Here is a 24,842-nt window from a genome sequence, read left to right on the forward strand (position 1 = left end):
GTCGACAGTCGCCCACCGGATATTTTGAACGCCGGATGCGCATTATCTACGCTGCCACACATGCGGCTGTTGCGCTCCACCGACCTGGCACTACGGCTCCTCATGCGGCTCGCCGTCCTGGGGGAGACCACGCCGACGACCCGCGACGTCGCGGCGGACATCGAGGTGCCGTACACGCACGCCGCCAAGGTCGTCGCCGAGTTGCGGCACATGGGCCTGGTGGACGCCCGCCGGGGCCGCGGCGGCGGGCTCACGCTCAGCGACAAGGGCCGTACCGCCTCGGTCGGCGCCGTCGTACGCGCCTTCGAGGGAGCCGGCGACGTCGTCGAGTGCGAGGGCGACAACCCGTGCCCGCTGCACTCCGGGTGCCGCCTGCGCGGCGCGCTGCGGCGGGCCCAGGAGGCCTTCTTCGCCTCGCTGGACCCGCTGACGGTGGCCGACGTGACCGCGGGGCCCACGGGGCCGCTGCTGTTGCAGATCGGCCGCGCGCCCTGAGGCCGGCTCGGCCCTCACCCTTCTCGATCAGCTGCGCCGGAGGACGGCCGCCTGCCACTATGGAAATTCGCATCAGAGATGCAAATTAAAGTGGGACGGGTCCCGTGGGACCGGGCATTACGGATGTCGGTCCGAGCAGGCAAGATGGGCAGCAGAGCAGTTCACCGGGCACCATGGCAGGACACCTGCCGTATGCCCGGTGTTCGACCCGAGGTCGCCTCGGCGATCAAGGTGCGCAACGCGCCTGAAATGGTGTTGTGGTGTGATGCTCAGGTGCCCGACCGCCTCCCGCAGTACCGGAGACAGGCGGCCTGACCAGCAAGGATGGGGAAGCGGAAGATGGACAAGCAGCAGGAGTTCGTGCTCCGGACGTTGGAGGAGCGCGACATCCGGTTCGTACGGCTGTGGTTCACGGACGTGCTGGGCTTCCTCAAGTCCGTGGCCGTGGCCCCCGCCGAGCTGGAGCAGGCCTTCGACGAGGGCATCGGCTTCGACGGCTCGGCGATCGAGGGTTTCGCCCGCGTCTACGAGTCCGACATGATCGCCAAGCCGGACCCGTCGACCTTCCAGGTCCTGCCCTGGCGCGCCGAGGCCCCCGGCACGGCCCGCATGTTCTGCGACATCCTGATGCCGGACGGCTCCCCGTCCTTCGCGGACCCGCGCTACGTGCTGAAGCGTGCCCTGGCCCGCACCTCCGACCTGGGCTTCACCTTCTACACGCACCCCGAGATCGAGTTCTTCCTCCTGAAGGACCGCCCCCTCGACGGCTCGCGTCCCACCCCCGCCGACAACTCCGGCTACTTCGACCACACCCCGCAGAACATCGGCATGGACTTCCGCCGCCAGGCGATCACCATGCTGGAGTCGATGGGCATCTCGGTGGAGTTCTCCCACCACGAGGGCGCGCCGGGCCAGCAGGAGATCGACCTGCGCTACGCGGACGCGCTCTCGACGGCGGACAACATCATGACGTTCCGCCTGGTCATGAAGCAGGTGGCGCTGGAGCAGGGCGTCCAGGCGACGTTCATGCCGAAGCCGTTCTCCGAGCACCCCGGCAGCGGCATGCACACGCACCTCTCCCTCTTCGAGGGCGACCGCAACGCGTTCTACGAGTCCGGCTCCGAGTACCAGCTCTCCAAGGTCGGCCGCTCCTTCATCGCGGGCCTCCTCCGCCACGCGGCGGAGATCTCCGCGGTCACCAACCAGTGGGTGAACTCCTACAAGCGCATCTGGGGCGGCTCCGAGCGCACCGCGGGCGCCGGCGGCGAGGCCCCCTCGTACATCTGCTGGGGCCACAACAACCGCTCGGCCCTGGTCCGCGTCCCGATGTACAAGCCCGGCAAGACGGGCTCGGCACGGGTCGAGGTCCGCTCCCTGGACTCCGGCGCGAACCCGTACCTGGCGTACGCCGTCCTGCTGGCCGCCGGTCTCAAGGGCATCGAGGAGGGCTACGAGCTGCCGCCGGGCGCCGAGGACGACGTGTGGGCGCTGTCCAACGCCGAGCGCCGCGCGATGGGCATCGAGCCCCTCCCGCAGAACCTCGGCGAGGCGCTGACCCTCATGGAGAGCAGCGACCTGGTCGCCGAGACGCTGGGCGAGCACGTCTTCGACTTCTTCCTGCGCAACAAGAAGCAGGAGTGGGAGGAGTACCGCTCCGAGGTCACGGCGTTCGAGCTGCGGAAGAACCTGCCGGTGCTGTAGGCGTAGGCAGGAGCGGGCACCCTGCTCATTCGACGAGAGGGGCCGACGGTCGCGGACCGTCGGCCCCTCCGCGTCTCGCTGGCCTTGGGACGGACACTGAAGCCCGCTGTTAATCGATCACCGGCCAGGGGTAGGGCACCGGTACTTTGCGTCGGGGGGCTGAGTGGCCAACTTATTCGGACTGATCGCATCCGTCGGTGTGGTGGTGTCACTGCTCGTCGCGGCCTGGCAGACGCGGGAACTTGCCCGGCAGACCGCCATCAACAACGGCATCGCAGGTGCGGCCGCCATCTACAACGGCATTGAGCGGATCCAGCACTTCGAGAGCTACATCACCGCAGAACCCTGGCTGCACGCCCACTTCTACGAGAATGCCGATCTCCCGGCGGACGAAAATCAGCGTGTCCGTGTTCTCGCTCTCTCGCGCATGCTCGCTGACGTGCTGACGTATGGCCTCATGATCTCCATACTCAACCCCGAGATGCGGGGTTACGGGGGCTGGAAGAACTTCGCGCTGGAGATGCGTAGCACGTGCCCCTCGCTGGTGGAGGTCGTGAACGAACACCCGGAGTGGTGGCCGGCACTCGCAGAACATTGGGCGGCGAACCCGCGCTCAGGGGAGGGCCGAGCGGCAACGGCAGTGGGCTCGACGTAGTGAGCGCCGCTGTGCCGAGGCGCCCGGCACTCGCATGTCCACGGAGGCGGTCCGGCTACTTCTCCTGCTGCCGCTGGGCGGCCAGCTGAGCCAGCAGCTGGTGCAGCGGCTCCGTCGCCCGGCGCCGGTACTCCTGGATCGACCACCCGTTGCCGTCCGGGTCCGTGAAGTACATGAACGTGGCGCCGTCGTCGGGGGCGTACTGGACGGGCTCCGACACCTCCAGCCCCCGCTCCACCAGCTCCGCCCGCGCCGCCTTGATGTCGGCGACGCACAGCTGGAGTCCCTGGTAGGAACCGGGCTCGGGCTTGGTCTCGCCCTTGGTCAGGTCCCAGATGCTGTCGCCGAGCGCGATCGAACAGCCCGAGCCGGGAGGCGTCAGCTGGACGATCCGCATGCCCGGCATGACCTCCTGGTCGATGTCGACGTGGAAACCGACCTTGTCCCGGTAGAAGTCGCGGGCCCGGTCGATGTCGCTCACGGGCAGCGGGATCACTTCGAGCGTGAAGTCCATCGCTGGTCCTCCAAGATGACGGATCTGGCTGAACGGCTCCCCCATACCGAAGCGGAAAACGATGCTCTGCGCCACCGCGAAGACCACGTTCCGCTACTTCCAAGGCACCGGCGTCCATGCGGCCCCTCCGGCCTGCGGCCCCTCCCCGGCCTGCGGCCCCTCCGGCCTGCGGCCTCCAGACCCCCGCTTCGGCCCTGAACGGGCCTCGTCCTCAAACGCCGGACAGGCTGAAATCGCCTGGGCCGACGCGCAGCCCCACGCACCCGCAGCCGCCCACGGCGGGAAGGGGACGTGCCGGGGGTGTCCGCCCGCAGAGTCCGGTGTCAAGAAACGGCACCTCTAGCGCAAGGCCCACCACCGGACCGAGGACGGACACCCCCCGGCACGGCCCCGACCCACCCCCCACCCGCAGGCGCCACGCGCACCCCCACCGGACAGCAACGGGCCGCCGCAGGCACCCCGCCCAAGCCCAGCGCAGCGGTTAGGCTCAACCGCGTACGACCTTGATCGGGCGCGCACGACCCCGATCGGACAGGAGGCCGAGCATGACGGCGCCGGGGCGCAGGAGCAGTACCTTCAGTCGGCTGCTGCGGCACGGATTCACCGACCCCTCGGCCGCCGAGCGCCTCCTGGACAGCGCCGAGGTCGCGCCGATCAGGAACGACCCGGTGCTCCTGGAGGCCCTGGGCGCCACAGCCGACCCGGATCTGGCCCTGCAAGGTCTCGTACGGCTGCTCGAAGCACAGCCCGACCCCGTCGCCCAGCGGGAGCTGCTCGACACGGTGATAGCGGCCAAGCCCCTGCGCGACCGCCTGCTCGGCGTGCTCGGCGCCTCCACCGCGCTCGCCGACCACCTCGCCCGGCACCCGAGCGACTGGCAGGCGCTGGTCATGTACGAGCCGCGGGACCTGCACCCCGAGGTGGAGGAGTTCGAGCGCGGCCTCGCCGAGGCCACCGACCCGGTGTCGCTGCGCGTCGCCTACCGCCGCTGCTTGCTGTCCATCGCCGCACGTGACGTGTGCGGCACCACCGACGTGGCCCAGACGGCCGCCGAACTCGCCGACCTCGCCACCGCGACCCTGCGCGCGGCGCTCGCCATCGCCCGCGCGGCGGCCCTGCAGGACGCCGCGCAGTGCCGGCTCGCGGTGATCGCGATGGGCAAGTGCGGGGGCCACGAGCTGAACTACGTCTCCGACGTCGACGTGATCTTCGTGGGCGAAGCCGTCGACGGCGCCGACGAGGGCAAGGCGCTGCGGTCCGCCACCAAGCTCGCCTCGCACATGATGCGGATCTGCTCCGAGACGACCGTGGAGGGGTCGATCTGGCCCGTGGACGCCAACCTGCGCCCCGAGGGCAGGAACGGCCCCTTGGTGCGCACGCTCAGCAGCCACCTCGCCTACTACCAGCGCTGGGCCAAGACCTGGGAGTTCCAGGCGCTGCTCAAGGCACACCCCGTGGCGGGCGACATCGAACTGGGCGAGGAGTACGTCGCCGCGCTGGAGCCCCTGGTCTGGAAGGCCGCCGAGCGGGAGAACTTCGTCGCCGACGTGCAGAAGATGCGCCGCCGGGTCGTGGAGAACATCCCCGTGGCCGAGCTGGACCGCCAGCTCAAGCTCGGTCCGGGAGGCCTGCGCGACGTCGAGTTCGCCGTACAGCTGCTGCAGCTGGTGCACGGCCGCGACGACGCCTCCCTGCGCAGCGGCACCACCCTGGACGCCCTCAGCGCGCTCGCCGCCGGCGGCTACGTCGGCCGCGCCGACGCCGCGCAGCTCGACGCCGCCTACCGCTTCCTGCGCTCCATGGAGCACCGCATCCAGCTCTACCGGCTGCGCCGGACGCACCTGGTGCCCGAGGACGAGGCCGACCTGCGCCGCATCGGCCGCTCCCTCGGCCTGCGCACCGACCCGGTCGCCGAGCTGAACCGCGAATGGAAACGGCACGCGAGCGCCGTACGGCGGCTGCACGAGAAGCTCTTCTACCGTCCGCTGCTCGACGCGGTCGCCCAACTCGCCCCGGGTGAGGCGCGGTTGAGTGCCGAGGCGGCGCGGGAACGGATGATCGCGCTCGGATACGCCGACCCCGCCTCCGCCATGCGCCACCTGGAGGCGCTGGCCTCCGGCGTCACCCGCAAGGCGGCGATCCAACGCACCCTGCTGCCGGTCCTGCTGGGCTGGTTCGCGGACTCGGCGGACCCGGACGCGGGGCTGCTGAACTTCCGCAAGGTGTCGGACGCGCTCGGCAAGACCCCTTGGTATCTGCGGCTGTTGCGGGACGAGGGCGCCGCCGCCGAGAACCTCGCCCGCGTCCTGTCGGCGGGCCGCCTCGCCCCCGACCTGCTGATGCGGGCACCCGAGGCGGTGGCGCTGCTCGGGGACGGCGACGGCGGCACCGGTCATCTGGAGCCGCGCTCACGCAGCCACCTGGAGCAGGAGATCCTCGCCGCGGTCGGCCGCGCGGACGGCGCCGTACAGGGGGTCACGGCGGCACGCGGCGTGCGGCGCCGCGAGCTGTTCCGTACGGCCGCCGCCGACATCGTCGACTCCTACGGCACCGAGACGAAGCCCGCCGAGGCCGACCAGGGCGCCCTCGTCGACCGCGTCGGCGCCGCGGTGTCGGACCTGACGGCGGCGACGCTCGCGGGCACGCTCCGGGCCGTCGTCAGGGAGGGCTGGGGCGACACCCTGCCCACCCGTTTCGCGATCATCGGCATGGGCCGCTTCGGCGGGCACGAACTGGGCTACGGCAGTGACGCGGACGTTCTGTTCGTGCATGAGCCGCGGGACGGCGTGGAGGAGCAGGAGGCCGCGCAGGCCGCGAACCGGGTGGTCGCGGAGATGCGCCGGCTGCTGCAGATCCCGAGCTCGGATCCGCCTCTGCTGATCGACGCCGACCTGCGGCCGGAGGGCAAGTCGGGTCCGCTGGTGCGCACGCTGAACTCGTACGAGGCGTACTACCGCCGCTGGTCCCTGGTCTGGGAGTCGCAGGCGCTGCTGCGGGCCGAGGCGGTGGCCGGGGACGAGGATCTGGGGCGCCGTTTCATCGACCTGATCGATCCCCTGCGCTACCCCGCGGAGGGGCTCGGCGAGGACGCCGTGCGCGAGATCCGGCGGCTGAAGGCCCGCATGGAGTCCGAGCGCATGCCGCGCGGCGCCGACCCCAAGCTGCACACCAAACTCGGTCCCGGCGGGCTCTCCGACGTCGAGTGGACCGTTCAGCTCTTCCAGCTCCAGCACGGCTGGGCCGAGCCGGGATTGCGTACGACGCGGACGCGGGAAGCGCTCGCCGCCGCGTGTGCGGCCGGGCTCATCCCGGCGGAGGAGGCGGCGATCCTCGACGAGGCGTGGGTGCTGGCGACGCGGGTGCGCAATGCCGTGATGCTCGTGCGGGGGCGGGCCGGGGACACGTTTCCGTCGGATCCGCGTGAGCTGGCGGCCGTGGGGCGCTACCTGGGGTGGGAGCCCGGTCACGTGGGGGACATGCTCGATGCGTATCGGCGTACTGCGCGTCGGGCGCGGGGCGTTGTGGAGGAGCTGTTCTACGGGGCGTGATGCCTCCGGCGGTGGGGCCGGGGTGCCTGCGGCGGCCTGTTGCTGTCCGGTGGGGGTGCGCGTAGCGCCTAACGGTGGGTTGTGGGTCGGGGCCGTGCCGGGGGGTGTCCGTCCTCGGTCGGGCGGTTGGGGTTGGGGAGAAGGTGCTGTGTCTTGACGCCCGACTCCGCGGGCGGACACGCCCCGGCACGTCCCCTTGCCGCCGTACGCGGCTGCGGCACCAGTTTCGGCAGTGCGTGGGGGAGCGCTCCGTACCACAGGCGTGCCACCGTGTAGCCGAACGTCAGGCAGAGGATGCCGCCCACCGCGTCCAGCCAGAAGTGGTTGGCCGTCGCGACGATCACCAGGAGTGTCGCTGTGGGGTAGAGCAGGCCCAGGACGCGGACCCAGGGGATCCTCGCCAGGGCGAAGATCGTCAGGCCGGACCAGACGGACCAGCCGATGTGCATCGACGGCATCGCGGCGTACTGGTTCGACATGTTCTTCAGGTCGCCCGAGGCCATCGAACCCCAGGTGTCGTGGACCAGTACCGTGTCGATGAAGGCGGTCTTGGTCATCAGCCGTGGGGGAGCGAGCGGGTACAGGTAGTAACCGATCAGGGCCACGCCGGTGGTGGCGAACAGGACCAGGCGGGTCGCCGCGTAGCGGCCGGGGTGGCTGCGGTACAGCCAGACCAGGACGGCCAGGGTGACGATGAAATGCAGCGTCGCGTAGTAGTAGTTCATGCCGACGACGAGCCAAGTCACCGAGTTCACGGTGTGGTTGATCGACTCCTCGACGGCGATGCCGAGGTGGTGCTCCAGCTTCCAGAGCCAGTCGGCGTTGCGCAGTGCCTCGGCCCGCTGTTCGGGTACCGCGTTGCGGATCAGTGAGTAGGACCAGTAACTCACCGCGATCAGGAGGATCTCGAACCAGAGGCGGGGGCGGCGGGGAGTGCGCAGGCGGCGCAGGGGGCCCCGCCCCGTCTCGTCCGCGACGGGGGGCGGAACGGCCGCTTCCCGGCCTTCCAGTGTCGTCACGGTGGTGTCACCCATAGGCGCAGAGTCTGCCAGAAAAGACTTCCCCGACCGATCATCCTCCGGTTGGGTTCAGGGCGCACGTTCTACGGCGGGCGGACGGCGCCGGTCTCCTGCCGACACAGTACCGGATGCCGGGATTGTCCGCTTTGCGGACGACTTAGTGATGGTTTCTGTTCCCCGGTGCCGAAGCTGTCGAACCGCGCACCACCAGCTCCGGCATGAACACGAACTCGCTGTGAGGGGCCGGCGTCCCGCCGATCTCTTCGAGGAGCGCGCGTACCGCGGCCTGGCCCATCGCCGGGACCGGCTTGCGGACCGTGGTCAGGGGCGGGTCGGTGAAGGCGATCAGGGGGAGTCGTCGAAGCCGACGACCGAGATGTCCCTCGGGACCTCCAGGCCGCGCTGCCGGGCCGCCCGTATCGCGCCCAGCGCCATCATGTCGCTGGCGCAGACGACCGCGGTGCAGTCGCGGTCGATGAGTGCCGTGGCGGCGGCCTGGCCGCCCTCCAGGGTGTACAGGGAGTGCTGGATCAGCTCGGTCTCTATGACGTGCGCCGGCAGGTTGAGCTGCTCCTGCATCGTGCGGACGAAGCCCTCGATCTTGCGCTGGACCGGGACGAAGCGCTTGGGGCCCAGCGCGAGGCCGATGCGGGTGTGGCCCAGGGAGGCGAGGTGCGTGACCGACAGGGTCATCGCGGCGCGGTCGTCGGGGGAGATGAAAGGTGCCTGCACCTTGGGGGAGAAGCCGTCGACCAGGACGAAGGGGACGCCCTGGGCGCGCAGGCGCTCGTAGCGCTGCATGTCGGCGGTGGTGTCCGCGTGCAGGCCCGAGACGTAGATGATGCCGGCCACTCCGCGGTCGACGAGCATCTCCGTCAGCTCGTCCTCGGTCGAGCCGCCCGGGGTCTGGGTGGCCAGCACCGGGGTGTAGCCCTGCCTGGTCAGTGCCTGGCCGATGACCTGGGCCAGCGCCGGGAATATCGGGTTCTCCAGCTCCGGGGTGATCAGACCCACCAGGCCCTCGCTGCGTTGCCGCAACCGCACCGGGCGCTCGTAGCCGAGCACGTCGAGTGCGGCCAGGACGGACTGGCGGGTGGTGGCGGCGACGCCAGGCTTGCCGTTGAGGACGCGGCTGACGGTCGCTTCGCTCACCCCCGCCTGAGCAGCGATGTCGGCAAGCCGTGTGGTCACGCCACTGGACTGTACCGGCCGCATGTCGCCTTGCACACCAATCGGACGCCGGGGGCGACCTGTTGGCCGGCCCGGTCCGGGTTGCTGCGTCATTGCGCTCCCTCGTGAAAGTGATGGCAAGAGCTTGCAGAGTCTTGCACAAGTGGGTCCCGTGGCGCTCCACCCGTGTAAAGAAGCGTCTCATGGCGGTCGCCGACTGGTCACGTGCGGATAACTTCGGAGACCTCTTGCACTTTTTTGCTGCAAGGTCTTTCGTAAGTCTTTCAGCGCTGTTACGTTCACGTCGCCCGGCGGCCTCCCCCCGCTCTCGACTTCGCTCGAGCGGGGGGACCCCCATCGGCGCAGTCGGCAGAAGGCAGGGACAGGCAGACGGGGCCGTCCTTGTCACCACACGGGCTTTCACCCTCAAGGAGATCTCATGCGGCGTGGCATAGCGGCCACCGCGCTGGTGGCGTCCCTCGCCCTCGCGGCGACGGCCTGCGGCGGAAGTGACAGCGGCGACAGCGCCGACGGGCCGGTCACCATCACCTGGTGGGACACCTCCAACGCCACCAACGAGGCGCCGACGTACCAGGCCCTGGTCAAGGAGTTCGAGGCCGCCAACAAGGACATCAAGGTCAAGTACGTCAACGTCCCCTTCGACCAGGCGCAGAACAAGTTCGACACCGCCGCCGGGTCCAAGGGCGCCCCGGACATCCTGCGCTCCGAGGTCGGCTGGACCCCGGCCTTCGCCAAGAAGGGCTTCTTCCTGCCGCTGGACGGCACCGAGGCCCTCACCGACCAGGCCGAGTTCCAGCCCAACCTCATCGAGCAGGCCAAGTACGAGGGCAAGACGTACGGCGTTCCGTTCACCACGGACACCCTCGCCTTCGTCTACAACAAGGACCTGTTCAAGAAGGCCGGCGTCGAGGCCCCCAAGACCTGGGACGACCTGAAGAAGGCCGCCGCCACGATCAAGGACAAGACCGGCGTCGACGGCTACTGGGGCTCCACCCAGGGCTACTACGCCCAGACCTTCCTCTACGGCGAGGGCACCGACACCGTCGACGTCGACGCCAAGAAGATCACCGTCGCCTCGGCCGCGGCCAAGAAGGGCTACGGCACCTGGCTGAGCCTCTTCGACGGCAAGGGCCTGCACAAGGCCGACACCACCGCCGACGCCTACGCCCACATCCAGGAGGCGTTCGTCAACGGCAAGGTCGCCGCGATCCTGCAGGGCCCGTGGGAGATCACCAACTTCTACAAGGGCTCCGCGTTCAAGGACAAGGACAACCTCGGCATCGCCACCGTCCCGGCCGGCTCCACCGGCAAGGCCGGCGCCCCGACCGGCGGCCACAACCTCTCCGTGTACGCCGGCTCCGACGAGGCGCACCAGAAGGCCGCGCTGAAGTTCGTGAACTTCATGACCTCGGCGAAGGCCCAGGAGACCATCGCCCTGAAGAACAACACGCTGCCGACCCGCGACGACGCCTACACCGCCGAGGTCAAGGCCGACCCGGGCATCGCCGGCTACCAGACCGTCCTCTCCGCCGCCCAGCCGCGCCCGGCCCTGCCCGAGTACAGCTCCCTGTGGGGCCCGATGGACACGGAGCTGCTGAAGGTCGCCGGTGGCAAGGAGTCCCTGGACGAGGGCCTGAGCAACGCCGAAGCCTCGATCGCCAAGCTGGTCCCGGACTTCAGCAAGTGAGCCCCCGTGGCCGCCGGATCGCCCCGGAGACGGGGGAGCGATCCGGCGGTCACCGGCCTGTGCGCCGTACACCCTTGATCTGCCGATCTTCGAGAAGGTTGTCGAACCATGACAGTCGCCATCGACCGCGCGACCGGGAAAACCCGAGGTGACCGCGGGCCACGCCGCGGGCTCGGCCAGCGCCTGAAGCACGGCTACCAGAAGCACTGGTACGCCTACGCGATGATCGCCCCGGTGGTGATCGTCATCGGCGTCCTCGTGCTCTACCCCCTGGTGTACGGCTTCTACCTGACCCTCACCGACGCCACCAGCCTCAACACGGCCCGCACGATCGGCGTCAACGAGATCGAGGCCACCTACAAGTTCATCGGCCTCGACAACTACGCCGACATCCTGTGGGGCGAGACGGCCTACGACCGCTTCTGGTCGCACTTCCTCTGGACGATCTTCTGGACGGCGGCCTGCGTCACCCTCCACTACACCATCGGCCTCGGCCTCGCCCTGCTGCTCAACCAGAAGCTGCGCGGCCGCACCCTGTACCGGCTGATCCTGATCCTGCCGTGGGCCGTGCCGACCTTCGTCACCGTCTTCGGCTGGCGGTTCATGCTCGCCGACGGCGGCGTCATCAACTCGTTCCTGGAGACCCTCCACCTGCCGACGCCGCTGTGGCTGGAGGACACCTTCTGGCAGCGGTTCGCCGCGATCATGGTGAACACCTGGTGCGGTGTGCCGTTCATGATGCTCTCGCTGCTCGGCGGGCTGCAGTCCATCGACTCCTCGCTGTACGAGGCCGCGGAGATGGACGGGGCCAGCAGGTGGCAGCAGTTCCGGTACGTCACCCTGCCGGGGCTGCGGTCCGTCAGCTCCACCGTCGTACTCCTCGGCATCATCTGGACCTTCAACCAGTTCGCCATCATCTTCCTGCTGTTCGGCGACACCGCCCCGGACGCGCAGATCCTCGTCACCTGGGCCTACTACCTCGGCTTCGGACAGCAGCCGCGCGACTTCGCGCAGTCGGCCGCCTACGGCATCCTGCTGCTGGCCGTCCTGATCGTCTTCACCTCCTTCTACCGCCGCTGGCTGAACCGCAATGACCCGCAGCTCGCGATCTGAGGCAGGAGTCCCCATGAGCACCACGACCGTCAAGACCACTGCTCCGGCGGACCAGGCCTCGCGCAAGGGCGCCCCGCGCGGGACCCGCCGCGGCGAGAACAGCGTCGGTACGTCCGTCGTCTCCCACGGCATCCTCATCGTGGCGAGCCTGATCGCGCTCTTCCCCGTGGCCTGGCTGGTCTTCCTGTCCCTCGGCCCGGACACGGACGACTACCTCCACCCCGGCGGCATCTGGAAGAAGATGACGCTGGACAACTACACGTTCGTCCTTCAGGAGACGAAGTTCTTCGACTGGCTGACGAGCACCCTGATCGTCACGCTGGGCACCACGCTCATCGGCGTCGTCATCTCCGCCACCACCGGCTACGCGGTCTCGCGGATGCGCTTTCCGGGCTACAAGAAGTTCATGTGGGTGCTGCTGGTGACCCAGATGTTCCCGGTGGCCGTCCTCATGGTGCCGATGTACCAGATCCTGTCCGAGCTGCAGCTCGTCGACAACTACCTTGGTCTCATCCTCGTCTACTGCACGACCACCGTGCCGTACTGTGCCTGGCTGATGAAGGGGTACTTCGACACGATCCCGTTCGAGATCGACGAGGCGGGACGCGTCGACGGGCTGACCCCCTTCGGCACGTTCGGGCGACTGATCCTGCCGCTCGCCAAGCCGGGCCTGGCGGTCGCCGCGTTCTACAGCTTCCTCACGGCCTTCGGTGAGGTCGCGTTCGCGTCGACGTTCATGCTGTCCGACACGAAGTACACCTTCGCGGTCGGTCTGCAGACCTTCGTCAGCGAGCACGACGCGCAGCGCAACCTCATGGCCGCGACGGCGGTGCTGATCGCCATACCTGTCGCCGCGTTCTTCTACTTCGTGCAGAAGAACCTGGTGACCGGCCTGACCGCGGGCGGCACAAAGGGCTGACGGCCCTCATGAGAAACAGACTCCCGCGCGCCTTGTCGCGCGGGTGGCGGCCGCAGTGCCCTCCCCCAGAGGGGGGGACCCCAGACCCGCTGTCACCGCGGCCGCCTCACTCCGCCCGCCGGCGATCCCGAGCTTTCTGCAACCCACTGAAAACCTGCAAGCGCCACAATCCTGTGGATGCCGACGACACACCCCATGACCTCAACTCCGTTACGCATCAAGGACGCCATGAGCCAGCAGCCCTCCGCAGCCCCGGCCCCGACCCCCACTTCCGCAGCGGCCGTCGCCACCGTCGCCAAGCGCCGTGACTGGTGGCGGGACGCGGTGATCTACCAGGTCTATCCGCGCAGCTTCGCCGACAGCAACGGCGACGGCATGGGCGACCTGGAAGGCGTACGCTCCCGACTCCCGTACCTGCGCGACCTCGGCATCGACGCCGTGTGGCTCAGCCCCTTCTACGCCTCCCCGCAGGCCGACGCCGGCTACGACGTGGCCGACTACCGGGCCGTCGACCCGATGTTCGGCAACCTGCTCGACGCGGACGCGCTGATCCGCGACGCCCACGAGCTGGGTCTGCGGATCATCGTCGACCTGGTTCCGAACCACTCCTCCGACCAGCACGAATGGTTCAAGCGGGCCGTGGCGGAGGGCCCCGGCTCCCCGCTCCGTGACCGCTACCACTTCCGTCCCGGCAAGGGTGCGAACGGCGAACTCCCGCCCAACGACTGGGAGTCCATCTTCGGCGGCCCGGCGTGGACGCGGGTCACCGAGCCGGACGGCACCCCCGGCGAGTGGTACCTCCATCTCTTCGCCCCCGAGCAGCCGGACTTCAACTGGGAGCACCCGGCGGTCGGCGACGAGTTCCGCTCGATCCTCCGCTTCTGGCTCGACATGGGCGTCGACGGCTTCCGTATCGACGTCGCCCACGGCCTGGTGAAGGCGGAGGGGCTGCCGGACCTCGGATCCCACGAACAGCTCAAGCTGCTGGGCAACGATGTCATGCCGTTCTTCGACCAGGACGGCGTGCACGCGATCTACCGCCAGTGGCGCACGATCCTCGACGAGTACGCGGAAAAGAAGGGGCCCGAAGGGCCTTCGTCCGAAGGGCGGTGGTGGGAGACGGGTGGGCGCATCTTCGTGGCGGAGGCCTGGACCCCGACCGTCGAGCGCACGGCGAACTACGTCCGCCCGGACGAGCTGCACCAGGCCTTCAACTTCCAGTACCTGTCGACGGAGTGGGACGCCGAGGAGCTCCGCAAGGTCGTCGACCGCACCCTGGAGGCGATGCGTCCGGTCGGCGCCCCGGCGACGTGGGTCCTGTCCAACCACGACGTCACCCGCCACGCGACGCGCTTCGCCAACCCGCCCGGCCTCGGCACCCAGATCCGCACGGCCGGCGACCGCGAACTGGGCCTGCGCCGTGCGCGGGCGGCGACCCTGCTCATGCTGGCCCTGCCCGGCTCGGCGTACGTCTACCAGGGCGAGGAACTGGGCCTGCCGGACGTCGTCGACCTTCCCGACGACGTCCGCCAGGACCCGGCGTACTTCCGGGGCGAGGGCCAGGACGGCTTCCGCGACGGCTGCCGGGTGCCGATCCCGTGGACGCGCGAGGGCTCGTCGTACGGCTTCGGCGCCGGCGGCAGCTGGCTGCCGCAGCCGGGGGGCTGGGGCGAGCTGAGCGTCGAGGCGCAGACGGGGGCTCAGGGCTCGACCCTGGAGCTCTACCGCTCCGCCCTGAGCATCCGCCGCGCCGAGCCCGACCTGGGCGCGGGCGACGCGGTGGAGTGGCTCCGGGCTCCGGAGGGCGTCCTGGCCTTCCGCCGCGGCGAGTTCGTCTGCGTCGCCAACACGAGCGGCGAGTCGGTGACGACCCCGTCCTACGGCCGTGTCCTCCTCGCCAGCGGCGAGATCACCGAGGCGGACGGCGAGGCGAAGGTGCCGGCGGACACGACGGTGTGGTGGACGACGGCCTGACGGCCCGGACAGCACCGGAACACGGCCTGTGGCCCACCCCGCGCACGCGGTGGTGGGCCACAGGCCGTCCAGCCTACGTCCATGCATGTGCGGCTCCGGAAAGGAACGACGAAGGGTCTGAGTTCCAACTGCTCGTGAGAGTGAGGCAGTTGTGAAGGCGCGTCAAGGCAACGGGTGAAAGTTCTTTCTGTGAATTTCAAACCTCTTGCTGTAAAGCTTTCGTTGGCGGTACGTTCTCGCCGGCGCCCGGCAACGACGCCGCGCCGCGGCGCAGGGGGGGACCCGACTGAGCCGCAACCGCAAGGAGTTCACCGTGATATCGAGATGGCCGGCGCCCTCGAAGCGCCGTACCGTGCCGGCGGCCCTGACCGCGCTGGCCGCAGCCGCGGCCGTCATGGCTCCCGGCAGCACCGCCTACGCATCCCCGCCCGGCACCAAGGACGTCACCGCGGTGATGTTCGAGTGGAACTTCGCCTCGGTCGCCAAGGAGTGCACCAACACCCTCGGCCCGGCCGGCTACGGCTATGTCCAGGTCTCCCCGCCCGCCGAGCACATCCAGGGCGCGCAGTGGTGGACCTCGTACCAGCCGGTCAGCTACAAGATCGCGGGGCGCCTCGGTGACGCCACCGCCTTCCGGAACATGGTGAACACCTGCCACAACGCGGGTGTGAAGGTCGTCGTCGACACCGTCATCAACCACATGTCGGCGGGCAGCGGCACCGGCACCGGCGGCTCGTCGTACACGAAGTACGACTACCCCGGCCTGTACTCCTCGGCCGACATGAACGACTGCACGGCCACGATCAGCGACTACACCAACCGCGCCAACGTCCAGAACTGCGAACTCGTCGGCCTCGCCGACCTGGACACCGGCGAGGAGTACGTCCGCGCCACCATCGCCGGTTACATGAACTCCCTGCTCGGCTACGGCGTCGACGGCTTCCGCATCGACGCGGCCAAGCACATGCCGGCGGCCGACCTCGCCAACATCAAGTCGCGCCTCAGCAACTCGTCGGTGTACTGGAAGCAGGAGGCCATCCACGGCAGCGGAGAGGCCGTCCAGCCCACCGAGTACACGGGCAACGGCGACGTCCAGGAGTTCCGTTACGCCTACGACCTCAAGCGCGTCTTCAACAACGAGAACCTCGCCTATCTGAAGAACTACGGCGAGGGCTGGGGCTACATGAGCAGCTCGGTCGCGGGTGTCTTCGTCGACAACCACGACACCGAGCGCAACGGCTCCACGCTCAACTACAAGGACGGCGCCAACTACACCCTGGCCAACGTCTTCATGCTGGCCTACCCGTACGGCGCGCCCGACATCAACTCCGGCTACGAGTTCTCCGACACGGACGCCGGGCCGCCCAACGGCGGCTCCGTGACGGCCTGCTGGCAGGACGGCTGGAAGTGTCAGCACGCCTGGCCGGAGATCATCCGCATGGTCGCCTTCCGCAACGCCACCCGCGGCGAGGCGGTCGCCAACTGGTGGGACAACGGCGGCGACGCCATCGCGTTCGGGCGGGGCAGCAAGGGCTATGTCGCCATCAATCACGAGTCGGGCAGCCTGACCCGCACCTACCAGACCTCCCTCGCGGCGGGCACGTACTGCAACGTGCAGAGCAACACGACGGTGACCGTGAACTCGAACGGCCAGTTCACGGCCACCCTGGGCGCCAACACCGCGCTCGCGATCTACGCCGGCAAGGCCAGCTGCTGAACAGTCCCTGGGGAACGTGGGATTGACGCGCACGGAGTGTCGTCCTGCGTTCCCTGTTGTTATGGGAGCGCTCCCATGAAGGATGTGCAACATGCAGTGCAGACTCGGCAAGGGCACGGTGACGTCCATGGCGGCTCTCCTGGCGGTCGCGGGCATCACCGCGGCCGGTCCGCCGCGGGCGACCGCCGCCACGACGGCCACCATCAACGGCTCCACCACCTACCAGCCCATCGACGGCTTCGGCTTCTCCGAGCACTTCGGACGGGCCGACATCATGCGCGGCTCGCAGGGCCTACCGGCCCAGAAACAGCGCGAGATCCTCGACCTGCTGCTGAACCGCACCACCGGCGCCGGCCTCAGCATCCTGCGCCTCGGCATCGACTCGGGCATCCAGCCCACCGACCCCGGCGGCCCGAACGCCACCCCCAAGTACGTCTGGGACCGCCAGGACAAGGGCCAGGTGTGGCTCGCCCGGCAGGCCAAGGCGTACGGCGTCACCCGCTTCTACGCCGACGCGTGGACCGCCCCCGGCTATATGAAGACCAACGGGACGGACGCGAACGGCGGCACCCTGTGCGGGCTGAGCGGCGCCACCTGCGCGAGCGGCGACTGGCGCCGGGCGTACGCGAACTTCCTCGTCCAGTACGCGAAGTTCTACGGCCAGGAGGGCATCGGGATCACCGACCTCGGCTTCACCAACGAGCCCGACTGGACGGCGACGTACGACTCCATGCGGCTCACCCCCGCCCAGACGACGGAGTTCGTGAAGGTCTTCGGACCGGTCGCGAACGCCGCCGGATACAAGGTGGCCTGCTGCGACTCGTTCGGCTGGAACCAGCAGAAGGCCTACACCAGCGCGATCGAGGCCGACGCGACGGCCCGGAACTACGTCACCACCCACACAGGCCACACCTACGCGAGCCCGGTCGATGCCCCGCTTCCGACCCAGAAGCGCACCTGGATGTCGGAGTGGTCGCCCAACGGCACCACCTGGAACGAGAACTGGGACGACGGCAGTGGCTACGACGGCTTCACGGTCGCCTCCGCCGTCCACGACGCCCTCACCAAGGGCAACATCAGCGGATACGTGTACTGGTACGGCGCCTCGGTCGGCGCCACGCGCGGCCTGATCCAGATGGACGGGGCGAACTATCACGTGTCCAAGCGGCTGTGGGCGATCGCCCACTACAGCCGCTTCATCCGGCCGGGGGCGACCCGCATCGGCGCTACGACCCCGGACGCCAACCTCAGGCTGTCGGCCTTCCGCAACACCGACGGCACGGTGACCGTCGTGGCGCTCAACGCGGCCGGCAGTGCCCAGCAGGTGTCGTACAGCCTGCAGAACACCGGCATCACGACCGGGACCGCGACGCCGTACCTCACCAACGGCTCGAACAGCATGGCCCAGCAGTCCGCCGTGGCCGTGAGCGGGGGGTCACTGACCGCCACAGTCCCCGCTCGCTCCCTGTCCACCTACACCGTCAAGCGATAACGGCGTGTACAGCATGGTGTACGTCAACCGCCCGTGGCCAGAGCCGACGGGCTTGCACAACGGGCGTCACTGGCGGTGACGCTGCGCTTGCGTCCAGCCCCGCCCCGCTCGCGCGGTGGTGGGGCAGGGGCCGTTGACTGGGCCCAGCGTCGCCACAACTCCCTCGCGCGGGTGCGGATGTTGCGGGAGCTGTTCCGGTCTGCGTGATCAACGAATTCGCAGTTCCGGCATGCGAACCAGGCCTGGGAGACTCGGTTCGCTTTGTCTATGTGCCCGCATTCGGCGCAGGTGCGGGAGGTGTACGCCGGGTCAACGTGCACAACCGGCACCCCCGCCCGGCGCGCCTTGTACGCGATGAACTGCCCCAGCTGGGCGAATGACCAGCTGGAGTGAGTGGCCCGTTGGGGCTTGCGAAGCCGTACCCGCTCGCGGATGCCCGTCAGGTCCTCCAGGGCGATTCCGCGACCGGTGCGTTCTGCCTCGGCCACCACATGTTTCGCGATCTTGTGGTTGATGTCCTTCGTCCGCCGTGCCTCCTTCCGCCTGCGTTTCTTCAACCGGCGCCTGGCGGACGGGGTGTTCTTCTGCTGCAGCTTGGCACGCAGCTTTCGCTCCCGAACCCGGACGCGGTTGAGCTCACGCCCTGCCATGATCTCGCCGTCCGAGGTGGTGGCGATATTCACGATGCCCAGGTCGATGCCGAGGAAGTCCACCGGATCGGCGTTCAACGGCGCCTCGGGGACATCGCAGATGGCGTTTAGGAACCACATGCCGTCCCGGCGTATTAGGTCCGACTCGCCTTGGCGATACAGGGCCAGGGCTGCCAGTTGTTCGGGGGAGATGGTGAACGCCACGCCCTTCACCCGCCCGGCCGTCGTCCAGATCGAGATCTGCCTCCGGTCGATCTGCCAAGACAACATCCGGTCGTCGTACGGCTGTGCGCCCTCTGGCCGGAAGACAATCGGCTTCTCCGTCGCCCTGCGGTAGCGCTTGGAGCCCGGCCTCCCCACGTTCCCGGCCTTCAGGTTCGCCTTCAGCGTGGCGTACGCGTCGCAGGTCTTCTTGATCACGTGCTGGGCGGCCTGTGCCCCCAGGTTCCACCGCGACTTGATCTGACCGTAGGTGTGCTCGCGCAGCGCGAAGTTGTTCTTCACATCCTGAACCCCTCGGCGAGCGGCCCCTACAACACTCTGCCTTGGCGCCTCGGGCTGCTGACGCAGACCAACTCCACCTGCTGGCGTTCTGCTGAAAGTTCTTACCGATGGTTTCAAGCCTCTTGCTGTAAACCTTTCGACGGCGATACGGTCACGCGGGGTCGGACCCAAGAGAGCCGCAATCGCAAGGAGTCCATCTGTGATACCGAGATGGCCGACGCCGTCGAGGCGCCGAACCGCCCATATCGGACGGGTCGCTGCGGTCGCCGTAACCGCGCTGGCCGCAGCACTCGTCCAGCCTCTCGCGGCGCAGGCGGAGACTCCGCCCGCGCCCCCGTCCGACGCGAAGCTCGCCGCCGAGCCCGCCCGGCACGACGCCACCCGCGAGCAGTTCTACTTCGTGCTGCCGGACCGCTTCGCCAACGGCGACGCGAGCAACGACAAGGGCGGCCTCACCGGCTCCCGCCTCGCCACCGGCTACGACCCCACCGACAAGGGGTTCTACCAGGGCGGCGACCTCAAGGGCCTGACCAAGCGGCTCGACTACATCAAGGGCCTCGGCACCACCTCCATCTGGATGGCGCCGATCTTCAAGAACCAGCCCGTGCAGGGGACGGGGAGCGACGCCTCCGCCGGCTACCACGGCTACTGGATCACCGACTTCACCCAGGTCGACCCGCACTTCGGCACCAACAAGGACCTCGAGACCCTCATCTCCAAGGCGCACGCCAAGGGCATGAAGGTCTTCTTCGACGTCATCACCAACCACACGGCGGACGTCGTCGACTATGAGGAGAAGTCGTACGGCTACCTCTCCAAGGGCGCCTTCCCGTACCTCACCAAGGACGGCAAGCCCTTCGACGACGCCGACTACGCGGACGGGAAGTCCAAGTTCCCCGCGGTCGACACCGACTCCTTCCCGCGCACCCCGACCGTCACCGCCGCGAAGAAGAACGTCAAGGTCCCGTCGTGGCTCAACGACCCGACGATGTACCACAACCGCGGCGACTCCACCTACGCCGGTGAGTCGACCACGTACGGGGACTTCTCCGGCCTCGACGACCTGTGGACCGAGCGTCCCGAGGTCGTGACGGGCATGGAGAAGATCTACCAGCGCTGGGTCAGGGACTTCGACATCGACGGTTTCCGGATCGACACCGTGAAGCACGTCAACACGGAGTTCTGGACCCAGTGGGCCACGGCCCTGGACTCCTACGCCGCCAAGCAGGGCCGCGACGACTTCTTCATGTTCGGCGAGGTCTACTCCGCCGACACGAACATCACCTCCCCGTACGTCACCCAGGGCCGTCTCGACGCCACGCTCGACTTCCCCTTCCAGGAGGCGGCCCGCAGTTACGCCTCCCAGGGCGGCAGCGCGAAGAAGCTGGCCTCCGTCTTCGGCGACGACTACAAGTACACGACCGACAAGGCCAACGCCTACGAGCAGGTCACCTTCCTCGGCAACCACGACATGGGCCGCATCGGGTACTTCCTGAACCAGGACAACCCGAAGGCGACCGACGCCGAACTGCTGAAGAAGGACCGGCTCGCCAACGAGCTGATGTTCCTCAGCCGCGGCAACCCGGTCGTCTACTACGGCGACGAGCAGGGCTTCACCGGCGCCGGCGGCGACAAGGACGCCCGCCAGACGATGTTCGCGTCCAGGACGGCCGACTACCTCGACGACGACGAGATCGGCACCGACCGCACGCACGCGAGCGACGCCTACGACGCGAGTGCGCCGCTGTACCGGCAGATCAGCGCGCTCGCCAAGCTCCGCAAGGCCCACCCGGCCCTCGCCGACGGAATCCAGACCGAGCGGTACGCGGACGACGGCGCCGGCATCTACGCCTGCTCCCGCACCGACGCGAAGTCGGGCACCGAGTACCTCGTCGCCTTCAACAACGCAGGCGAGGCCAAGACGGCGACGGTCCCGGTCGGCTCCGCGGACATGACGTACGGGGGCATCTACGGCACCGGGGCGAAGGCCGAGTCCGACGCCGACAAGAAGCTCACCGTCACCGTCCCGGCCGGCTCGGCGATCGTCCTCAAGGCCGCCGGCAAGCCCGCCAAGCCGGCCACCGAGCCGACGCTCACCCTCAAGGCCCCCGCCACCGGCGCCACCGGCACGGTGGAGATCGGCGCCGACGTCGACGGCGGGCAGCTCAACCGCGTCGTCTTCGCCGCCCAGGTCGGAGGCGGCAAGTGGAAGACCCTGGGCTCCGCCGACCACGCGCCGTACAAGGTCACGCAGGCCATCGACAAGGACGTACCGGCCGGCACCGCCCTGCGCTACAAGGCGGTCGTGATCGACTCCGCGGGCCGCACGGCGAGCGCGACGGCCGAGAGCACCACCGGCACCCCGCCCGTTCCCGAGACCCCCTCCGCCGCCTCCCGCGACTACGCGGTCGTCCACTACAAGCGCACCGACGGCGACTACGCCAACTGGGGCCTGTACGCCTGGGGCGACCTCGCCGACGGCGAGGCCACGAACTGGCCGGACAGCCACCCCTTCGTCGGCCGTGACGCGTACGGCGCCTTCGCCTACGTCAAGCTGAAGCCCGGCGCGTCCAACGTCGGCTTCCTCGTCATCGACAGGGACGGCAACAAGGACGTCTCCGCCGACCGCACGATCGACGTCACCAAGACGGGTGAGGTCTGGATCGAGCAGGGCAAGACGGACGTACGCACCGAGAGGCCGACGGCCGACTACCCCGCCCCGGACAGGACCAAGGCGACCTTCCACTACCACCGCGCCGACGGCGACTACGACGGCTGGGGCCTGCACGTCTGGACGGGTGTCGCGAACCCCACCGACTGGTCGAACCCCCTGAAGCCGGTCAAGACTGATGCCTATGGCGCAGTCTTCGAGGTACCGCTCACCGACGGTGCCACCAGCCTCAGCTACATCCTCCACAAGGGCGACGAGAAGGACCTGCCCACCGATCAGTCGCTCGACCTCACGGCCAACGGTCATGAGGTGTGGCTGTTGAGCGGCCAGGAGAAGTACCTGCTCCCGCAGCCCGCGGGCTCGGCGGCCGCGCTCGACCTGAGCACCTCCAAGGCGGTCTGGATCGACCGGAACACGGTCGCCTGGAACGGCTCCGAGGCCGCCGCCTCCACCCAGCTGCTCTACAGCCGCGACGGCTCGATCGCCGTGAAGGACGGTGCGCTGACCAGCGACGACGAGCGCTGGCTGCGGCTGTCGAAGACCAGCCTCACCGACGCCCAGAAGGCGAAGTTCCCGCACCTGAAGGACTACGCCGCCTGGTCCGTCGACCCGCGCGACCGAGACCGGGTCCGCGAGGCCCTCGCCGGCCAGGTCGTCGCCTCCCAGCGGGCCGCTGGGGGCACCTCCCAGGCATTCGGCTCTGGGGGAGGCGCCGTCCTCGCGGCGACCGGCGTGCAGATCGCCGGCGTCCTCGACGACCTCTACCCCGGCGCGACCAAGGCCGACCTCGGACCGACCTTCGACAAGAGCGGCCGGCCCACGCTGGCCGTGTGGGCGCCGACCGCGCAGCACGTCGCCCTGGAGCTCGACGGCGACACGGTGCAGATGAAGCGCGACGACGCCACCGGCGTCTGGTCCGTCACCGGCCCCCGGTCCTGGAAGGGCAAGCCCTACCGGTACGTCGTGCGGGTCTGGGCGCCCAGCGTCCAGAAGGTCGTCACCAACAAGGTCACCGACCCCTACTCGGTCGCCCTGACCACCGACTCCGAGCACAGCCTCGTCGTCGACCTGGACGACAGGTCCCTGGCGCCGAGCGGCTGGTCCTCGTACACCAAGCCCGAGGCCGTACCGCTGAACGACGCCCAGATCCAGGAGCTGCACATCCGGGACTTCTCGGTCGAGGACAGGACGGCCAAGAACCGGGGCACCTACCTCGCCTTCACCGACAAGGACAGCGACGGCTCCAAGCACCTGCGTGAGCTGGCGAAGTCGGGCACGTCATACGTCCACCTCCTGCCCGCCTTCGACATCGCCACCATCCCCGAGAGGAAGTCCGACCAGGCGGTCACCGACTGCGACCTCGCCTCCTTCCCCGCCGACTCCGACAAGCAGCAGGAGTGCGTGGCGAAGATCGCCGCGAAGGACGCCTACAACTGGGGCTACGACCCGTACCACTACACGGTCCCCGAGGGCTCGTACGCCACCGACCCGGACGGCACCGGCCGCACGGTCGAGTTCCGCAAGATGGTCAAGGCGCTGAACGACGACGGCCTGCGGGTCGTCATGGACGTCGTCTACAACCACACCGCGGCCAGCGGGCAGGCGCGGACGAGTGTCCTCGACCGGATCGTCCCCGGCTACTACCAGCGCCTCCTCGCCGACGGCTCGGTGGCGAACAGCACCTGCTGCTCCAACACGGCCACCGAGAACGCCATGATGGGCAAGCTGGTCGTCGACTCGATCGTCACCTGGGCCAAGGAGTACAAGGTCGACGGCTTCCGCTTCGACCTGATGGGCCACCACCCGAAGGCCAACATCCTGGCGGTCAGGAAGGCGCTGGACGCGCTGACCCTCGCCGAGGACGGCGTCGACGGCAAGAAGATCATCCTGTACGGCGAGGGCTGGAACTTCGGCGAGGTCGCCGACGACGCCCGCTTCACCCAGGCCACGCAGAAGAACATGGCGGGCACGGGCATCGCGACCTTCTCCGACCGCGCGCGTGACGCCGTACGCGGCGGCGGACCCTTCGACGAGGACCCCGGCGTCCAGGGCTTCGCCTCAGGGCTGTACACCGACCCCAACTCATCGTCCGGCAACGGCACTTCGGCCGAGCAGAAGGCCCGTCTGCTGCACTACCAGGACCTGATCAAGGTGGGGCTCTCCGGCAACCTCGCGAAGTACCGGTTCACCGACACCGACGGCAAGGAGGTCACCGGCGCCGAGGTCGACTACAACGGGCAGCCCGCCGGGTACGCGGACGCGCCGGGCGACGCCCTCGCCTACGCCGACGCGCACGACAACGAGTCGCTGTTCGACGCCCTCGCCTTCAAGCTGCCGTCGTCGACGAGTGCGTCCGACCGCGCCCGTATGCAGGTTCTCGCCATGGCCACGGCCACCCTCTCGCAGGGCCCGGCCCTCTCCCAGGCCGGCACCGACCTGCTGCGCTCGAAGTCGCTGGACCGCAACTCCTACGACAGCGGCGACTGGTTCAACGCCATCCACTGGAACTGCGCCGACGGCAACGGCTTCGGACGCGGACTGCCGATGGCGGCCGACAACGCGTCCAAGTGGCCGTACGCCAAGCCCCTGTTGGGCACCGTGCAGGTGGGCTGCGGGCAGATCACGGGCGCCTCGGCGGCGTACCGGGACCTGCTCAAGATCCGTACGACGGAGGGCGCGTTCTCCCTCGACACCGCCGACCAGGTGCAGTCGAAGCTGTCCTTCCCGCTGTCCGGCAAGGACGAGACGCCCGGCGTGATCACCATGCGCCTCGGTGACCTCGTCGTCGTCTTCAACGCGACGCCCGAGAAGCAGGAGCAGCGGGTCGCCTCGCTCGCCGGCGAGGGCTACCAGCTGCATCCGGTGCAGGCCTCAGGGGCGGACCCTATCGTCAAGTCCTCGTCCTACGAGGAGAAAACGGGGACGTTCGCCGTTCCGGGGCGCACTGTCGCCGTCTTCGCACGGGCCCTCTGACGCGGCGCTAACTTGAGTG

Annotated in this window: 14 protein-coding genes and 1 pseudogene; 11 read left to right on the forward strand and 4 right to left on the reverse strand. The window is 69.0% G+C overall.

From position 1 onward, the window contains the following. Positions 1-60 precede the first annotated feature (60 nt). The 3 genes from QQM39_RS33110 (at position 61) to QQM39_RS33120 (ending at position 2,851) form a co-directional block, all read left to right on the forward strand. Positions 61-495 carry an Rrf2 family transcriptional regulator gene (locus tag QQM39_RS33110; RefSeq protein ID WP_302001231.1) on the forward strand — a complete coding sequence of 145 codons (435 nt, stop codon included), beginning with the start codon at positions 61-63 and terminating at the stop codon, positions 493-495. A gap of 339 nt (positions 496-834) precedes the next feature. Continuing rightward, positions 835-2,196, forward strand: coding sequence for a type I glutamate--ammonia ligase (gene glnA, locus QQM39_RS33115; protein ID WP_302001232.1), 1,362 nt, complete (start codon positions 835-837; stop codon positions 2,194-2,196). A gap of 163 nt (positions 2,197-2,359) precedes the next feature. Next, positions 2,360-2,851 carry a hypothetical protein gene (locus QQM39_RS33120; RefSeq protein WP_302001233.1) on the forward strand — a complete coding sequence of 164 codons (492 nt, stop codon included), beginning with the start codon at positions 2,360-2,362 and terminating at the stop codon, positions 2,849-2,851. 55 nt (positions 2,852-2,906) lie between these two features. Here the strand turns inward: QQM39_RS33120 and QQM39_RS33125 are convergent, their stop codons facing one another. Further along, positions 2,907-3,365 carry a VOC family protein gene (locus QQM39_RS33125; protein ID WP_302001235.1) on the reverse strand — a complete coding sequence of 153 codons (459 nt, stop codon included), beginning with the start codon at positions 3,363-3,365 and terminating at the stop codon, positions 2,907-2,909. Between the two features lie 545 nt (positions 3,366-3,910). On the opposite strand from QQM39_RS33125, the gene QQM39_RS33130 reads away from it, so the two are divergent. Continuing rightward, complete coding sequence (locus QQM39_RS33130) at positions 3,911-6,913, forward strand: bifunctional [glutamine synthetase] adenylyltransferase/[glutamine synthetase]-adenylyl-L-tyrosine phosphorylase (RefSeq protein WP_302001236.1); 3,003 nt, start codon at positions 3,911-3,913, stop codon at positions 6,911-6,913. Positions 6,914-6,981: 68 nt separating this feature from the next. Here the strand turns inward: QQM39_RS33130 and QQM39_RS33135 are convergent, their stop codons facing one another. Then, a complete protein-coding gene (locus QQM39_RS33135; RefSeq protein ID WP_302001237.1) occupies positions 6,982-7,947 on the reverse strand; it encodes a phosphatase PAP2 family protein in 966 nt (321 codons plus the stop codon). A gap of 142 nt (positions 7,948-8,089) precedes the next feature. Continuing rightward, a pseudogene (locus QQM39_RS33140) lies at positions 8,090-9,123 on the reverse strand (LacI family DNA-binding transcriptional regulator). A 418-nt stretch (positions 9,124-9,541) separates the two neighbouring features. Between QQM39_RS33140 and QQM39_RS33145 the strand changes: the two are divergent. From QQM39_RS33145 to QQM39_RS33170, 6 genes are all read left to right on the forward strand, one after another. Further along, a complete protein-coding gene (locus QQM39_RS33145; RefSeq protein ID WP_302001238.1) occupies positions 9,542-10,810 on the forward strand; it encodes an extracellular solute-binding protein in 1,269 nt (422 codons plus the stop codon). A gap of 108 nt (positions 10,811-10,918) precedes the next feature. Next, complete coding sequence (locus tag QQM39_RS33150; protein WP_302001239.1) at positions 10,919-11,923, forward strand: carbohydrate ABC transporter permease; 1,005 nt, start codon at positions 10,919-10,921, stop codon at positions 11,921-11,923. Positions 11,924-11,936: 13 nt separating this feature from the next. Then, positions 11,937-12,842, forward strand: coding sequence for a sugar ABC transporter permease (locus tag QQM39_RS33155; RefSeq protein WP_302001240.1), 906 nt, complete (start codon positions 11,937-11,939; stop codon positions 12,840-12,842). A gap of 228 nt (positions 12,843-13,070) precedes the next feature. Then, entirely contained in the window at positions 13,071-14,816 is a 1,746-nt protein-coding gene (locus QQM39_RS33160) for a glycoside hydrolase family 13 protein (RefSeq protein ID WP_302003812.1), read from the forward strand. Positions 14,817-15,210: 394 nt separating this feature from the next. After that, the gene (locus QQM39_RS33165; RefSeq protein ID WP_302003813.1) at positions 15,211-16,533 is read left to right on the forward strand and encodes an alpha-amylase family protein; all 1,323 of its coding nucleotides are present in this window, start codon (positions 15,211-15,213) and stop codon (positions 16,531-16,533) included. Positions 16,534-16,624: 91 nt separating this feature from the next. Next, positions 16,625-18,025, forward strand: coding sequence for a glycoside hydrolase (locus QQM39_RS33170; protein ID WP_302001241.1), 1,401 nt, complete (start codon positions 16,625-16,627; stop codon positions 18,023-18,025). A 23-nt stretch (positions 18,026-18,048) separates the two neighbouring features. Here the strand turns inward: QQM39_RS33170 and QQM39_RS33175 are convergent, their stop codons facing one another. Continuing rightward, positions 18,049-19,245, reverse strand: coding sequence for a transposase (locus QQM39_RS33175; protein WP_302003814.1), 1,197 nt, complete (start codon positions 19,243-19,245; stop codon positions 18,049-18,051). A gap of 133 nt (positions 19,246-19,378) precedes the next feature. Between QQM39_RS33175 and pulA the strand changes: the two genes are divergently transcribed. Continuing rightward, complete coding sequence (pulA, locus tag QQM39_RS33180) at positions 19,379-24,823, forward strand: pullulanase-type alpha-1,6-glucosidase (protein WP_302001242.1); 5,445 nt, start codon at positions 19,379-19,381, stop codon at positions 24,821-24,823. Positions 24,824-24,842 lie beyond the last annotated feature (19 nt).

Origin of the sequence: Streptomyces sp. DT2A-34, assembly GCF_030499515.1 — a bacterium.
Classification (GTDB): Bacteria; Actinomycetota; Actinomycetes; order Streptomycetales; family Streptomycetaceae; genus Streptomyces.